Here is a 13,668-nt window from a genome sequence, read left to right on the forward strand (position 1 = left end):
ATCTTGTAATTATATACAGGCTTCTGTGGCGCCAGCATATCTCATGCAACTCAAAAGCATGAGGTGATACTACATGGAAGAGCAGAAGCGCACATGGCTCTCGGCAAAGCAAGTCTCCACTCGATACGGCGTGGGAGTGGCCACCATCTGGCGGTGGTCAAAAGCCCGCGCCGACTTCCCCAAGCCCAAGAAGCTGGGCGACAACTGCACCCGCTGGAACCTGGCCGACCTTGAAGCGTGGGAATCCTCCCGCGAGGAGGTCGCCTAATGCTTGCGCATATCATCCCGTCTCACTACCATGGGGGCGTCACGGCAAATTCCGTGGCCGACCTTGGCCGGTCGAAAGGATGCAGGCGCACAAGCGCCCCTCTCATAGCAGGCGCTTTTTTTGTGTCCGCTATGCGTTATGGCGGCTGTGCGCGGGACACCTTCGGGTGTGCCGGGATCCTGTATCCCCGGTCGGCCAACCCGCGTACAGTCGCCCCCATCAGCTGCTTGGCCGCAGCCGGGGACGACTCCACAGATACAGGAGTCAGACCCATGATCCCCCTCCTTACCCGAAGTGCGTCCGCACGCGCCGCTGCTCATCGAGCGATGGCGAAATCAGCCCTTTTCTCTGATTCAAGCGCCGCCGTTCGGCTGCGCCGCTATAACCACCACATCCAGAAAGCTCGCCGCCTGGAGGCCCGCGTTGCCGGCCAGGAGGTGGCGTCATGAATCACACCGATCACTACGACAACCTGACCCTGGCGAGTGAGCACCTGCAAAACGCCGCCACGATGTTCAAGACCATCGTGGTGCTGATGGAGTCGGATCAGCCCGATGCCATCAAGCACGCCAAGCGTATCGCCAGTCTTTCCCATGATTCCGCCGACATCGCTGCCTGCGACTTCGACGACTTCGCCCGCGAGCTGAAGGATGAGGAGGGCGACGCATGAGCTACTCCACCACCTCTGATCATATCGATTCGCACGCCCGCCAGGCTTGGGCATTGGCCGAGCTGCTGGTTGATCACTACGGCGGCCAGGAAGATCACAACGTCTTGAACGACGACATCATGTCCGGGCTGATGGAGAACCTCGCCTACCACACGGCGAAAATCCAGGAGATCAATGCAGGCAGTGGAGGTGACCATGCCGGATAAAACCATTCGCCTGAACGTGGCGCAGGACGCTCGCATGTGGATCGACGAGTTCATGGGGCGACACCGGGCCCATCCTCTCACGGCTTCCCTGGACACGCTGCTCGAGAGCAGCACCGAGGATGAGCTGAATAGCCGGAAGCTCTTCTGCGGTGGCGCCATTCTCATCATGAAGTGGTATGGCGAGCTCACCGAGCGAGAAGCCAGCGCGCTGGTGGACGAGATCGAGGCGCTTCCCTTCGAGACGGTCGCAGGGAACAAGCAGGGGAGGCATTGAGGCTATGACGTATGAGCAAGCTGCCGACCTGGTGAAGGCCACTCAAGAGCTGCTGGCGCTGGGCGATCGGGTGGATGCCGTCGCCCATGCCCTGGCCGATGCCGGTCATCCCCAGGCTCATCACCAGCCCCTGGTCGATGCCACGGGGCACATCGCGGATACGATCCGCTCGATCCATGGCTGCTTTGAGGAAGTCCGCCGCAACGGAGGAGGGCCCTTCCATGCGAGCTGATCAGCTGCCGAGGGCTGAGTATCGGACCGGGGCCGATGTGCACCGGCTCCTCGCCCGGTTGGACAAGGTAAAGGTGAATGGCACGGGCAGGTGGCTTGCATGCTGCCCAGCGCATGATGACCGATCGCCGAGCCTGGCAATCCGAGAGACCGAGGATGGCACACTGCTGGTGAAGTGCTTCACCGGATGCCCGACCGCGGATGTGATGGCTGCCGTCGGCATGTCCTTGGCCGACCTGTTCCCCCAGCGGGAACAGGAGGCCTTCCGCACAAGCAAGCGATCCGGCGAGCGCTGGGTCCCCCGGGATGTGTTGGCTGCCATCTCCAGGGAGGCGGTGGTGGTCATGCTGGCGGCGGAGGCGGTGCAGTCTGGCAAGCCTCTCCAGCGCACCGACCTGGACCGCCTGGCCAAGGCCGTCGGGCGCCTGCGCGGTGCCGCGGAGGAGGTGGGTTGCCATGTCTGAACGTGACACAGGGGCTAGCTGGCTCGATGAGCGAGCCAACACCGCGGCCAAGCTGAGGCCGGTGCCCAGTGAGGGGCCTCCGACGCCGCCAGCAAGTGCTTATGAGGAAACCGCGGCATCGATGGCGCTGAAGTCCATCAGCCTGGGAGACTTCTTGGGCCTGAACATCCCGCCGAGAACCATGCTCCTGGCGCCCTGGCTGCCCACCAGCGGGCTGGCCATGGTCTACGCGCCTCGGGGCATCGGTAAGACCTGGTTCGCGATGTATGCGGGCTACGCTGTCGCTGCCGGAGGATCCTTTCTTGGCTGGGAAGCGCCTTCACCGGCACCGGTGCTCTACCTGGACGGGGAGATGCCGGCCATCGCCCTGCAGGAGCGATTCGCAAGCATCATCCAGAGCACTGAGCACGAGGCGGCGCCCGAGGCCCTGCAGCTGCTGACGCCTGACTTGCAGCCCAGGGGGATGCCGGACCTCTCGACCGTGGAAGGCCAAACGGCCCTCGAGCCCTTCACCGATCCCGCCAAGCTCATCGTTGTGGACAACATCGCGACCCTTTGTCGGACCGGAAAGGAGAACGAAGGCGAAAGCTGGCTGATGGTGCAGGAATGGGCCCTGCGTATGCGGGCCCAGGGGAAGACGGTGCTGTTCGTCCACCACGCCGGCAAAGGCGGCCAGCAGCGTGGCACCAGTCGCCGGGAGGACGTGCTGGATACCGTCATCGCGCTCCGCTACCCGAAAGGCGAGGACGACGACGCCCAGGGCGCCAAGTTCGAGCTTCATTTCGAGAAGAACCGGGGCTTCTACGGTGACGACGCCAAGGGGCGAGAGATCGAGCTGGTCAGCTCCCCAAGCGGGGGCACCACCTGGTCCTGGCTCCCGCTCCAGGAGAGCACCTATCAGCGGGTCGTTGACCTCCTCAATGAGGGGCTGTCACCGACCGAGGCGGCCCGAGAGCTGGACATCCACAAGAGCACGGCCACTCGGTATCGCAAGCGGGCCGAGCGGGAAGGCCTGCTGGCCAAGAAGGGAGGGGGTGAGTGATGAGCGATCGTCCAGAGTTGCACGTTGCACCCCCTAGGGGATGCAACCCGCAACTTTCCCAGTCCAAGGGGGCAACTTCGCGGGGTCAGGATGCAACCGGGAGTGCAACCGGCGGACTCAAAGCCTTGGCAGACAAGCGGTTGCGAGAGATTGAAAGCAACCGTGATTGCAACTCGGCTGCAACCGACACCCCTGAAACCGTGCAACTTTTAGCCCCTGGCGAGCCCTCCGGAGTTGCATCAGAACCTGACCCTGAGGCGGCGAGTCGGACCGACTGGCTCGAGTGGATCGCCGGCCAGGTGCCGCTTCTTCGAGAGGATCGACAATACGTGTGGTCGCGCTTGGCCACCCTCCCGCCGTTGGCGATGGAGAGAGCTGCCAGGCGGTACATCCAGACCTGGATGCAGGCCGCCGAAGCTGAGCCCAAGCCACATCGCCAGGAGAATGCTGGAAGGCGGGCCGCCAACCGCACCTTGTTGGCCCTCATTCGGCCTGACAGTTGGCGCATGCAGCACGACCACCGGACGCCCTGACCTGGAGGATATGCCCATGACCGACACCATCACCCGCGGCACTCTGGCCCATGCTGCCACCCATGGCCTTGGCATTGGACACCTGACGCCCGGCCAGGCTTGGGCCGCCCATCGCCTGGCTATGCCACCGGAACGCTTGGAGAGGCCGCTGGCGTCACATATAGCCGCCCTGTTGGAGAACGTCGAGCGAATGGCCCGCAACCGCTTCTTTGGAGGCGTGTCCCCGAACGATACAGAGGCGATGATTCACCGCGCCCATGACGAGGATCATCCGATGTTCCTGCGCGGCCCAATCCTGGAGACGCTGCGCGACGGCATGGAGGAGTTCTTTCCAGGCCTGAAGCCGTCAGGCGTCGATGAGGAGGGGCGCCCCCTGTTCAACCTGGCCGATCTGGCCCAGGCGCTGGGCGCCAGCGAGGAGGACTTGCTGGCCTATGCCGAGAAGATGGGCATAGCCGACCAGCTACGCACCACACCAACTAAGCCGCTGCACTGACCCTTGCCCGAACCTTGCCCACCATCGGCCCCGTCGCTTGCCGGGGCCGATTTGGTTGCTGCTGATCAGAACAGAGAAAGAACAAGGTCGTCGGCCGCTTGTCCCACGCCTTCCTCAAAGACCATGAAACCCGCGAAAGGGGGCATTACAGGCTCCTGCTGAGGTACTGATGCAAGCTTCTTTCGAGCTCGCCAGTGCTGACGCAGTTATCAAGCCGGAGCTGTACGGGCATACCGTTCCAGTTATCTCGCAGCATTGCTGTTCCGTGTCCAAAAACGTTGGGCTGGACGGTGGTGCCGGCACTTGTTTCTCGGACTAGAACATTGATATTGGCCACTACATTCTGGTTGAGCAGGATGTGCATCGCACCTGGATTAACGGTGCCGCAGTCAATCTGCGAGTAGTTTGCCCCAAGTGTGTATTCGGAGCCGATGATTCCAGAATCTTTCTCGATATTTTTGATTGGGATGTTGTTGACGGCGAACCAGTCAACGGCACCTTCCCAAACGCTATCAAAGTCAGCGCTGTAGGCTTCCGTTTGGTTCCCCGTGGACGTGTTGGGTGGCATCACTGAGGGGCCCGCACACCCCGCAAGAGTGAGTGATGCGGCCGCGGCAAGAATGATCTTCTTCATTTTGGTTCCCTACGATCCTGTTTGCTCTATTCCACCAGTCTCTATGCTGGCCACCCAGATGGTGCCCGACCGAGTTTTGTTGTTCCACCCCGTACCACCCCGTTGCCTGACATCGGTCATGGTTCACGTCGCGGTGTTTGGCGGAGATGTGGTCCGCATCGGAGTATTTGAAAACAATGGTTTATGGGTATAAACTACAAATAACCAACAATATACCCAACAAAAATGCGATTCCATCCACCGAGGTGATACGTCATGAGCCAAGGGAAGCGAGGCGGCCGTCCAGCCGGAGCCCGCAACATTCGCCCCGGCAAAGCGGCCATCGCCAGCTATTACCAGCTCCTGCAGCAAGCCGCTGAACGTGGCGACGTAAATGCCGCCGGCTGGCTGGTTTTCATCAGCGAGCAGACCCCTCAACCACACCGCCCCGGAGGGCAACCAGCATGATCAACACCATGAGTCTTGAGGCCGTCGAGCAGCGCCTGGCCGAGATCACCGAGGAACAACGTGCCTTCGATGCCCGGGATCTCGATGCCGAGCTGGGTAGGGTCATCGCCGATGGCGGCGACGTTGATGCAGTCGAGGACGCGCACCTGGAGGCCGAGCGCCAGGCGCGGAGACTGCGAGTGGAGCGACAGGCGCTCGAGGCTCGGCTGCCGATCGCCAGGGCCGAGGACGCCCAGACCAAGCTCAAGGGCGTGGTGGATGAACATTCCGCTTTGGCAGAGCAAGCAGAAGAGGCCGCGGCAGCCATTGACGAGGCCTGGAAAACGCTTGCCAGCCACCTGGATCGCTATGCCGAGATTCGGGAGCAGGCACAAGCGGTACATGCCGGCGCGCTCAAGATCATCGACAAGTCTGGCGCCAAGGACACCATCGAGGTTCCGAATGTGGGGGCCTTCACCTCCCGCCGCGTGTGTAGCGTTGGGAAGGGCATGTTCGAGCGGGCCGAAGTCGTCATGCACCAGGGCGAGAACGGTTTTCCAGTGGGGCCGGGGCACGCCAAGAGCTATCCCCTGGATTGAGGTGATGTATGGACGGTGATCTCGGCGGGATTCATTTCACGGTAGATGCGCAGACTGAAGCGCTTCTCGAGGCTGAACGGGATGTGTCCCGCTCCTCAAAGCGTATGGAGCGCCGGCTGGATGACGTGAAGGATGGGAGCGATCGCGTCTCCCGCTCTTTCTCTAAGCTCAGGCCTATTGCCGCTAGCGTGAAGTCCGTGGCCATAGCCGGCACGGCGGCGTTCACAGGGCTCTCGGCGGCGATGCTGGTATTAACCCAGCGCGCTGCGCAGTCGGCCCAGGAGCTGACCAGCCAGGCCCGTCAGGCCGGCGTGTCAGTCGAGGCCTATCAGCAGTTGGCCTACGCGGCCAAGAGCGTGAATGTCCAGCAGGAGAGGCTCGCCGACATCTTCCGTGACAGTCAGGACCGCGTGGGCGATTTCCTGGCAACAGGAGGCGGAGAGCTCGCCGACTACTTCGAGAACATCGCTCCACTGGTCGGGCAGACGGCGGAGGAGTTTCGCAATCTCTCCGGCCCCCAAGTGCTCATCAAGCTTCAGCAAGGCATGGACGCGGCCAATCTCTCGATGGAGGAGCAGGTCTTCTATCTCGAGAGCGTGGCCGATGAAGCATCGCGCCTCCAGCCGCTCCTGACCAACAACGCTCGGGCGCTTCGGGACATGGCCAAGGAGGCCCGTGACCTCAATGCCGTGCTTTCTCAGTCGGAGGTTGAGCGCCTGAGAGAGCTAGCCCAGGGATTCAACCAGCTTGGCCAGCAGATCCGTACCGAGACTAGCCGCGCCGTCCTGCAGTTCGACAGCCTGATCAAGGAATCTCTGGAGACTACCAGCGAGGGGCTGGCTGCGCTGGCTCGCGGCTTCAACATCTTCATGGACTCCTTCCGTGATAACGAGGCCAAGCGCTCGCTTGCCGGCATCAATGCCGAGCTTGAGCGCCTTTTCGATGACAAGGCCAGGCTCGAGGCGCGTATCGACCTGTTCGGGGAGAACTCGCCTCAGGCCCAGGATGCTGTACAGGCCCTGCAGGAGCTGCAGGAGGAATATGGGCGCCTTATCGACCGGAAGAAGGAGTTGCTGAATCTGGATACCGGGGTCACTGTGCCTGACACCCTAGACTTGGACCCGCTTACGCCGCCCAAGACCCGACTGCCTGGATTGGGGGCCCCTCTGGAAGATGAAAAGGAAAGCGTAGACGAGCTGGGTCGAGCCTATCGCGGCTTGCGCGACGACTTGCGCCCTCTCGAAGCCTCTCAGCGGCAGTACATGCAGGACAAGCTGACCCTGATCAGCTACGCCGTTCGCGAGGGTATGGCCGCGACCGAACTGGGGGCGCTGCTCAATGACCTGGAGGACAGCTACCGCAGCAACAAGACGGTGGCTGAGGCCTATGGCACGTCTGGCAGTCAGGCCATGGACAAGGTCAGTGACGCCGCGCGAGACCTGGGCTTCACCTTCCAGTCGGCCTTCGAGGATGCCGTACTCGAGGGCGAAGGGCTGCGCAGCGTACTCCAGGGCATTGCCGAGGACATCGCCCGGATCACCCTGCGCAAGACGGTCTCTGAGCCCCTGGCCAATGCGATCTCTGGTTCGATCGGGGGGTTCTTCGGGGGCGGAGGTGTTTCGGGGCCGGGGGCCTACAACACGTCGGCCGGGGGCTTTCTTGGCTCAGTGGGGTTCGCTAATGGCGGCTACACCGGCGACGGAAGCAAGTTCGACGTGGCGGGCATCGTTCACCGAGGCGAGTTCGTCATGCCCAAGGCGGTAGTCGATCAGCCTGGCATGCTGCCGATGCTCGAGCAGCTCAAGAACACTCGCGGCTATCTGAAAGGTGGTCGCGTTGGAGGATCTGGGACGGCCGGTGTGATTGGCGCCGCCCCAGGAGTGGAGATCAACATTCATGCCGATGGTGACACTCAGGTCACGCGCCGCGAATCTCAGGGCGCTGACGGGTCACGACAGCTCGATCTCTATCTTGAGCGCAAGGTCGAGGGCACGGTGAGCAAGATGTTCGCGAGCGGCCAGATGGACCGCACGATGCGCAAGTTCGGCGCTCGCCGGCAATCCACCTAACCAGGAGGCGCTATGCCAGTACACGAGACCGCTCGGGTGGTGGCACGACCCCATCCTTTGCGGAATGACCTTGTCACCTGCGATATCCCGGCAGGGTCGTCCTTAGCCGGGTGCTTCCCGGATATGGCAGATAACGTCACAGCCCAGGTGGATGGCGAGATATGGCCGCGAGAACGATGGGGGGAGCCTCTGTCGGCTGGAGCTCAGGTGCTGATCGCCGCCTCCCCGGAGGACGACGGTATTGGCCGCGCGATTGCGACGATCGCCATTGCTGTCGCTTCCTTCTATACGGGTGGCGCTGCTGCTACGGCTGCTAGCACTGCGGGTTGGTCAACGGCAGGTGTTGCGGCTGCTCAAGCAGGCGCTGCTGCTGCCGTCACAATAGCCGGTCCACTATCCATAAACTCGGAGATCCAACCATGACCACGTTGAACCTAACCATCACGCCGGAGCGGGCTTATCTATCCCAAGACCACGCGCTGTGGCAAGGCGGAAAGTTAGAGCCAGTCGCCCAGGGCGCTACCAAGTCAACTCTCGAAGCGGCTCATAATACCTTTATTGGAAATGGTGAACGTCCCGAGCCGTTCTCCGGCGAAATGGTCGAAAAAATCACCTGCTTGCCGAATCGAAACATGTTGGTCGGTGGCTCAGGGGCTTTCACGCACACCGCGGCATGGCCAATGCGGATCGCGGGCGAGATGCCCGATGGTGACATCTCTGACATCGCCCACCTGGTACCTGAGATGCTGAAGAGTCTGATCGAAACGATCCCGAGTGACGTGGAGGAGTTGGTAATCATCCAGGCCGGGTGGAGCCAGCAAGAGAAGCGCGTTATCGGCTACGCCTACGATCGATACAGAAACTTCGAGCCCGTGCGTCTCGACCATGGCCATACCCATATGCCAGTGGCCAATCCTGAAGCGCCGGAGTATGGCGAGCTTGCAGCACTGTGGCGAGATGCTGTCCAGGGTTGCCGTGTAGAGGCCTTCCACGCCGCCCTGTTCGCCAATCAGCGCTGGAGCTATCAGCAAGGCAAGCTGCGCAAAGGCGTGCACCTGTCCGAGAGCTACACCCTAGCGACCGCTGATGCTGACGGTGCCCGGCGCCTGAACTGAGCGGGAAAAGCCCAACCGATAGAGGACAACGACATGTTCGGTAATCAACTACTTCCGGCCTTCCAGGGCAACGTAGCTGCACCCGAGTCCAGCGACAAGGACCCGGTTGAAGAGCTGGAGAATCAGAGTGGGAAGCTCTACCTGACCCTGTATGACGAGAAGGGAACCGTGGTCTTTAAGAAGAACGTCGGCGACCGGGACGGCGACACCTTTGAGCGTGGCGAGATCGTGAACGAGCAAGGAGAGGTGCTGGGCAGCCTTGATGCTGAAGGCCTGGCCGCGATCCAGGCTGGCAGTGCCGACCTCAAGAAGCATGTCCGCTGGGGGCGCGAGGCTACTGTGGCGAATCGCCAGGCAGGCTTCTACGACACCATGCCAAGCCGCGACGCCCGAGGGGGCTCCAGTGATGACCTCGGCACCATGCCGTCCCGCTAAACAGAACAAGGAAAGAACAGGATGGCATTCAAGCCGGGGCAGTCAGGGAACCCGAAAGGGCGGCCAAGGGGCCGCCCGGATCGGCGCACAGCCTGGCGTAATGAGTTGGAGCCAAAGGGCAAGGCCTTGGTGGCCAAAGCCGTGGAAATGGCGCTCTCCGAGGACGCCCAGGCCTTGCGCCTTTGTCTCGAACGTCTGACGCCGGCCTACAAGCCCCAAGCCGAGCCGGTGCGCTTCGAGCTGAAAGGCGAGACGCTCACCGAGAAGGCGGACAGCGTGCTGACTGCGATCGCTGCCGGCGACCTCGACCCCGCCACCGGGAAAGAGCTGATTGCCGCCATTGCCGGCCTGGTCAAGGTGCAGGAAGTCGATGAGATCGTTCGGCGCCTTGAGGCCCTGGAAGGAGAGAGAAATGCGGATCCTTGACCACAATCCTGACTTTCGGTGGGGAGAACCCCTGCCGCGTCGCTATTTCGCTCGGGTCGAAGACGAGAGCGGCGCGACCATGGCCCGGATCGGCGGCGATACTCCGGAAGAGGCACAGGAGCGGGCCCGGCGCATTGCGGCCACTCTTGGCCCCTCGACATCGACCCACCTAGAGCAATGAGGAGGTTCCAGATGGCGCGATCCAGGAATGCGGCTCGCCTCGATGTGCTTGAGGCTCGAGCTGGAGTCGGCCGGCAACGTCGGCCAGTGCCGGTCTATCAGCCCACTGCTTGCCCCCATGAGGCCGCCCGGCAATATCGAAGCATTCTCGATGGGGGCATTCAGGCAAGCCGGCTGCGCCCGGTTGGGCCCAGCGAGGCCGAGCGCGTCTATCGGGAGGTGATGGGGTGAGGGCATCGACCAAGCGCCGCCTGGAGGCCCTGGAAAGCGATGCCGGATCATCTGGTGATGGCTTGCACGTGCGCCGGATCATCCTCGAGCCGGCCGAGACCGGTCCGAAGCCGTTGCCGTTGCTGGGCTGGCAGGCGTCTACACTGCATGGTCGCTATGGTTCAGGAATCACCACCCTGAGGCAGGATGGCGAAGACGACGACGCGCTATGGCGGCGCCATGATGCAGAGATCAATGAGGCTTATGGGCGGGATGCCGTCGTGCTGTGCGCCCGGCTTTTCGATGAGGAGGGGTGAGGCATGGCTGGCCGCGGAGGAAAGAACGTCAGGCGGAACATGGGCCGGCTGGTGAAGGAGATTCGAGGTCGTGTCACCGAGCGGGCGATGACCGAGATCCTCATTACTGCAGAAGGGTATGCCGCCCGGCTGACGCCGATCGACACCGCAAACCTGATCAACTCTCGATACCGCCAAGTCACCAACACGCTCACCGGCACCCGAGGCATCGCGGGCTATACGGCCGCCTATGCCCTTTACGTCCACGAGGCGTCTGGCAAGCTGAAAGGACAGCCACGCTCCTCGGTGCAGGCCTTTGGCACCTCGGATGGCCGCCAGGCCTTCGCTTCCAACGACGGCAAGTTCTGGGATCCGCGGGGCGAGCCACGCTTCCTCGAGAAGGGGTTCGAGGAGGCTGAACCCGAGATCCGTGGCATACTGCGCCGAAACTACAAGCTATGAGGAACAGGACATGGAAGCCTTGCTGATGCTCTTCGTCGCCGTGGTGGTCTACTTCCTGCCGCTGATCGTGGCCGTCATGCGGTCCAAGGAGAATGCGGTGGCCATCTCGATGCTGAATCTCTTCCTCGGCTGGACCTTCATCGGCTGGGTGGTCGCCCTGGTCTGGGCCTGCATGAACGACCAGGCACCCGCGAGGTAGCGGCCCGCTGCCGAGCTTCTGGCGAAAAGGTGGGAATCTCTCACCTTTTGTTGGCACCACCCTGATACCGGGGAGTGCCTCCCCCACCGAGTGACCTGTGACACCCTGCCCCGGTCGCCCCTGGCTGGAATCCCAGCCGGCTAGCCTGACCGCCCCGATGCGACGATCATCGCACCGCCTGCCAAACGCCCCGAGAGCCCGCAATTGTGACTCGGCGTCACGTTTTCCGGTTTGAAACCGGGAAACCGCCAGCATCCCGCGCTTATCACCTGGCTGCCCGTTGCTACGGGGATAGCATCGAGGCGCCAGAAGGGTAGGAATCTGAGCCCGACCCAGCCACGATGAGAGCCGTCGCAGTGGAGGTGAAGAGTGCTTGCCAGAGGTATCTCCCCGTATCATGGAATAGCATTCTTAATGTGAGGCTCTTTGTTGGGTATGTGGGGAATTCATCAACAAGATATTGATTTATAAGAAATACGAGGGGACTCCCCCTCCGCCAAGAATTTTGAAAGGGAGTCAACCTAGAGGTTGGCTCCCTTTTCTGCGTTTATACCAAGCGTTGGGCCCATGCCTTGGGAAGGTGGCTCGTGGCGTGAGTCGTCCCGCTTGGTGAAACATGTCGGTGAATCCGATCCCCTCTGCTGCCCAGGGGGCTATTCGGGCCGGTTGCCGACTTCCCCTGCCTTGGAGCTGTAGCGTTGGGTCATTCGGCCACAGCTTCCGCAGGTGATCCGGTAGCTGGTTTCATCGAGGGACCGGAGCTCGAAACTTGTCCAGTTCGGCCCCTTGGGCGAGCGTATCTCTGTTGCGCCACACGAGCACATCATCATCCAGTGGCCTAACGGGGAAGGCACCAGTTCGATTTCTGGCATTCATACGTCTCCGTTTCGTGAGCCTCCTATCATCCTGAAACGGTACTGACCTCGCTATACGTTATGTCTTAATTTGAATATGCAGATATTCTGACTGGCATATGGTTTCCGCGCTTCCCGGTATGTAGCGCCATGAGCTTTGGCTATCATTCAGCCCCGGAGCCATTGTTTGTCTACGCTGTTTTCATCGATCTCTTACCCTGCGTGCTGTTGATGCCGTGCGATTCTCCGCAGCAAGAAGAGACATCATGAGAGCGCGGGGACACATCCGAGCCGGACCCTGAGGCCGAGTTCGTGGTCTGTCGGGCGTGAGCCGCTCCAGATCCAGACCGAGCGGACCTGTTCCCTCCTGGCAACGGCGACTTCCCCACCATCGCCACTCATGTTGTTTCGGCCCTGCTCATTCCCTTTTTTGCCCCCGCTCCGGGGGCATTTTTTATCGTTTGCCTAGCGTCGGGAGCCAGGTTGTTCGGAGCCGGCAACGGGATGTTCAGGCAGGTGGCGAACCCATTCGAGGGCGTCAGGCTTGTGTCGCACCGCAAAGGCGCGCACCTCCAGATGCTTGAACAGTCGGTTCTCCAGCCGGGCCAGGTGGCGCACCCAATGCTTGTCGCTGAGCACCGCAGCACGGTAGTAACGATCGAGGTCGCCCACCTGGGTCAGGCCATAGCCCAGGTCACGCAGAAACGCCGTGAAGGTCATCCAGCGCATCGCGTCGATTTCGGTATAGAGGCTGATGCGGGGCTGGGTCTTCTTGACGGCCTCGATGGCATCGATGGCCACCTGGAGGTCCGGCGCGGTGACGCGGCCACTGACCTTCATGGCCACCACATGGTCGGCGCCTGAGGGCAGGAGTTCGAGCATGGTAGGTTCTCCTCGATGCGGCGGTTATGATTCCTTATGCAGCATAGTCTCTTGGGGCATCGCGCATGGCGCGAGACGCCTACACTAGGCTCTGTACGAAAACTGTCTGCGCTTGCCCATACGGCGTTAAACATCGGCTCAACGTACGCATTTACACCGCGTAAACTCGCGCGCGAGCCCGGTCCGTCTTTTCACCGATTTTTGTCTTGTCTGGCCATCGCTCGCCGACTTTTCGTACAAAACCTAAGCGACACGTCTACGGAGAACGCCATGCAAGCGCGCATCAGCATGATCACACTGGGTGTCGCCGACCTCGAGCGGTCGGTGCGCTTCTATGCCGAGGGTTTGGGCTGGGAGCGGATGGAATCGCCACCGAGTGTGGCCTTCTTTCCCCTCAATGGCACCTGGCTGGGGCTCTACGGGCGAGAGGCGCTGGCCGAGGATGCCGGCGTCAGTGCCGATGGTGAGGGGTTTCGCGGGGTGGCGCTGGCTCACAACGTAGCCAGCGAGGCCGAGGTGGACGAGGTGCTGGCCCTGGCGGTGACGGCTGGGGCTCGGCTGGTCAAGCCGGGCCAGGCGGTGTTCTGGGGCGGCTATTCCGGCTACTTCGCCGACCCCGACGGCCACCTCTGGGAGGTGGCCTACAACCCCTTCATGTGGGTCGGGCCCGGCGTCGAGTGATGTCGGGCCCGGTGCT

General features: G+C 61.9%; 20 protein-coding genes. 18 read left to right on the top strand and 2 right to left on the bottom strand.

All coding sequences use genetic code 11. The features are described 5' to 3' along the window. Nucleotides 1-73: 73 nt before the first annotated feature. From ACGTN6_RS00915 to ACGTN6_RS00950, 8 genes are all read left to right on the top strand, one after another. A complete protein-coding gene (locus ACGTN6_RS00915; protein WP_394589352.1) occupies nucleotides 74-268 on the top strand; it encodes a helix-turn-helix transcriptional regulator in 195 nt (64 codons plus the stop codon). A gap of 445 nt (nucleotides 269-713) precedes the next feature. Next, nucleotides 714-938, top strand: coding sequence for a hypothetical protein (locus tag ACGTN6_RS00920; RefSeq protein WP_394589353.1), 225 nt, complete (start codon nucleotides 714-716; stop codon nucleotides 936-938). Beyond that, complete coding sequence (locus tag ACGTN6_RS00925) at nucleotides 935-1,144, top strand: hypothetical protein (protein WP_394589354.1); 210 nt, start codon at nucleotides 935-937, stop codon at nucleotides 1,142-1,144. The genes ACGTN6_RS00920 and ACGTN6_RS00925 overlap by 4 nt, the downstream gene beginning before the upstream one ends. Continuing rightward, nucleotides 1,113-1,418 carry a hypothetical protein gene (locus ACGTN6_RS00930; RefSeq protein ID WP_183386634.1) on the top strand — a complete coding sequence of 102 codons (306 nt, stop codon included), beginning with the start codon at nucleotides 1,113-1,115 and terminating at the stop codon, nucleotides 1,416-1,418. Before ACGTN6_RS00925 ends, ACGTN6_RS00930 begins: the two co-directional genes overlap by 32 nt. A gap of 4 nt (nucleotides 1,419-1,422) precedes the next feature. Next, nucleotides 1,423-1,650: a hypothetical protein gene (locus ACGTN6_RS00935; RefSeq protein ID WP_394589355.1), complete on the top strand. Its 228-nt coding sequence runs from the start codon at nucleotides 1,423-1,425 to the stop codon at nucleotides 1,648-1,650. Beyond that, nucleotides 1,640-2,113, top strand: coding sequence for a hypothetical protein (locus ACGTN6_RS00940; RefSeq protein WP_394589356.1), 474 nt, complete (start codon nucleotides 1,640-1,642; stop codon nucleotides 2,111-2,113). The genes ACGTN6_RS00935 and ACGTN6_RS00940 overlap by 11 nt, the downstream gene beginning before the upstream one ends. A gap of 121 nt (nucleotides 2,114-2,234) precedes the next feature. Next, nucleotides 2,235-3,155 carry an AAA family ATPase gene (locus tag ACGTN6_RS00945; protein ID WP_394589357.1) on the top strand — a complete coding sequence of 307 codons (921 nt, stop codon included), beginning with the start codon at nucleotides 2,235-2,237 and terminating at the stop codon, nucleotides 3,153-3,155. Between the two features lie 549 nt (nucleotides 3,156-3,704). After that, a complete protein-coding gene (locus ACGTN6_RS00950; protein WP_394589358.1) occupies nucleotides 3,705-4,184 on the top strand; it encodes a hypothetical protein in 480 nt (159 codons plus the stop codon). A gap of 145 nt (nucleotides 4,185-4,329) precedes the next feature. Here ACGTN6_RS00950 and ACGTN6_RS00955 read toward each other — a convergent pair whose 3' ends face one another. Further along, nucleotides 4,330-4,818: a hypothetical protein gene (locus ACGTN6_RS00955; protein ID WP_183386629.1), complete on the bottom strand. Its 489-nt coding sequence runs from the start codon at nucleotides 4,816-4,818 to the stop codon at nucleotides 4,330-4,332. A gap of 443 nt (nucleotides 4,819-5,261) precedes the next feature. On the opposite strand from ACGTN6_RS00955, the gene ACGTN6_RS00960 reads away from it, so the two are divergent. From ACGTN6_RS00960 to ACGTN6_RS01000, 9 genes are all read left to right on the top strand, one after another. After that, nucleotides 5,262-5,843, top strand: coding sequence for a hypothetical protein (locus ACGTN6_RS00960; protein WP_394589359.1), 582 nt, complete (start codon nucleotides 5,262-5,264; stop codon nucleotides 5,841-5,843). Nucleotides 5,844-5,851: 8 nt separating this feature from the next. Beyond that, complete coding sequence (locus tag ACGTN6_RS00965; RefSeq protein WP_394589360.1) at nucleotides 5,852-7,912, top strand: phage tail tape measure protein; 2,061 nt, start codon at nucleotides 5,852-5,854, stop codon at nucleotides 7,910-7,912. A gap of 419 nt (nucleotides 7,913-8,331) precedes the next feature. After that, entirely contained in the window at nucleotides 8,332-9,027 is a 696-nt protein-coding gene (locus tag ACGTN6_RS21135) for a hypothetical protein (protein ID WP_444875037.1), read from the top strand. 33 nt (nucleotides 9,028-9,060) lie between these two features. Further along, nucleotides 9,061-9,462: a hypothetical protein gene (locus ACGTN6_RS00975; RefSeq protein WP_183386625.1), complete on the top strand. Its 402-nt coding sequence runs from the start codon at nucleotides 9,061-9,063 to the stop codon at nucleotides 9,460-9,462. Nucleotides 9,463-9,483: 21 nt separating this feature from the next. Further along, a complete protein-coding gene (locus tag ACGTN6_RS00980; protein WP_394589362.1) occupies nucleotides 9,484-9,888 on the top strand; it encodes a DUF5681 domain-containing protein in 405 nt (134 codons plus the stop codon). Continuing rightward, nucleotides 9,875-10,069, top strand: coding sequence for a hypothetical protein (locus ACGTN6_RS00985; RefSeq protein ID WP_394589363.1), 195 nt, complete (start codon nucleotides 9,875-9,877; stop codon nucleotides 10,067-10,069). The genes ACGTN6_RS00980 and ACGTN6_RS00985 overlap by 14 nt, the downstream gene beginning before the upstream one ends. Before the next feature lie 226 nt (nucleotides 10,070-10,295). Next, nucleotides 10,296-10,595 (top strand): hypothetical protein, encoded by a 300-nt coding sequence (locus ACGTN6_RS00990; RefSeq protein ID WP_394589364.1) that lies wholly within the window; start codon nucleotides 10,296-10,298, stop codon nucleotides 10,593-10,595. Nucleotides 10,596-10,634: 39 nt separating this feature from the next. Continuing rightward, nucleotides 10,635-11,036 carry a hypothetical protein gene (locus tag ACGTN6_RS00995; RefSeq protein WP_394589365.1) on the top strand — a complete coding sequence of 134 codons (402 nt, stop codon included), beginning with the start codon at nucleotides 10,635-10,637 and terminating at the stop codon, nucleotides 11,034-11,036. A gap of 10 nt (nucleotides 11,037-11,046) precedes the next feature. Further along, nucleotides 11,047-11,235: a superinfection immunity protein gene (locus tag ACGTN6_RS01000; RefSeq protein ID WP_183386620.1), complete on the top strand. Its 189-nt coding sequence runs from the start codon at nucleotides 11,047-11,049 to the stop codon at nucleotides 11,233-11,235. A gap of 1,319 nt (nucleotides 11,236-12,554) precedes the next feature. On the opposite strand, the gene ACGTN6_RS01005 is transcribed toward ACGTN6_RS01000, so the two are convergent. Next, a complete protein-coding gene (locus tag ACGTN6_RS01005; RefSeq protein ID WP_394589366.1) occupies nucleotides 12,555-12,971 on the bottom strand; it encodes a SpoIIAA family protein in 417 nt (138 codons plus the stop codon). Between the two features lie 270 nt (nucleotides 12,972-13,241). Here ACGTN6_RS01005 and ACGTN6_RS01010 point away from each other — a divergent pair, with 270 nt between their 5' ends. After that, on the top strand, nucleotides 13,242-13,652 hold the full coding sequence (locus ACGTN6_RS01010) for a VOC family protein (RefSeq protein ID WP_394589367.1): 411 nt from the start codon (nucleotides 13,242-13,244) through the stop codon (nucleotides 13,650-13,652). Nucleotides 13,653-13,668 lie beyond the last annotated feature (16 nt).

The organism is Halomonas sp. B23F22_20 (assembly GCF_043496985.1).
GTDB lineage: Bacteria > Pseudomonadota > Gammaproteobacteria > Pseudomonadales > Halomonadaceae > Halomonas.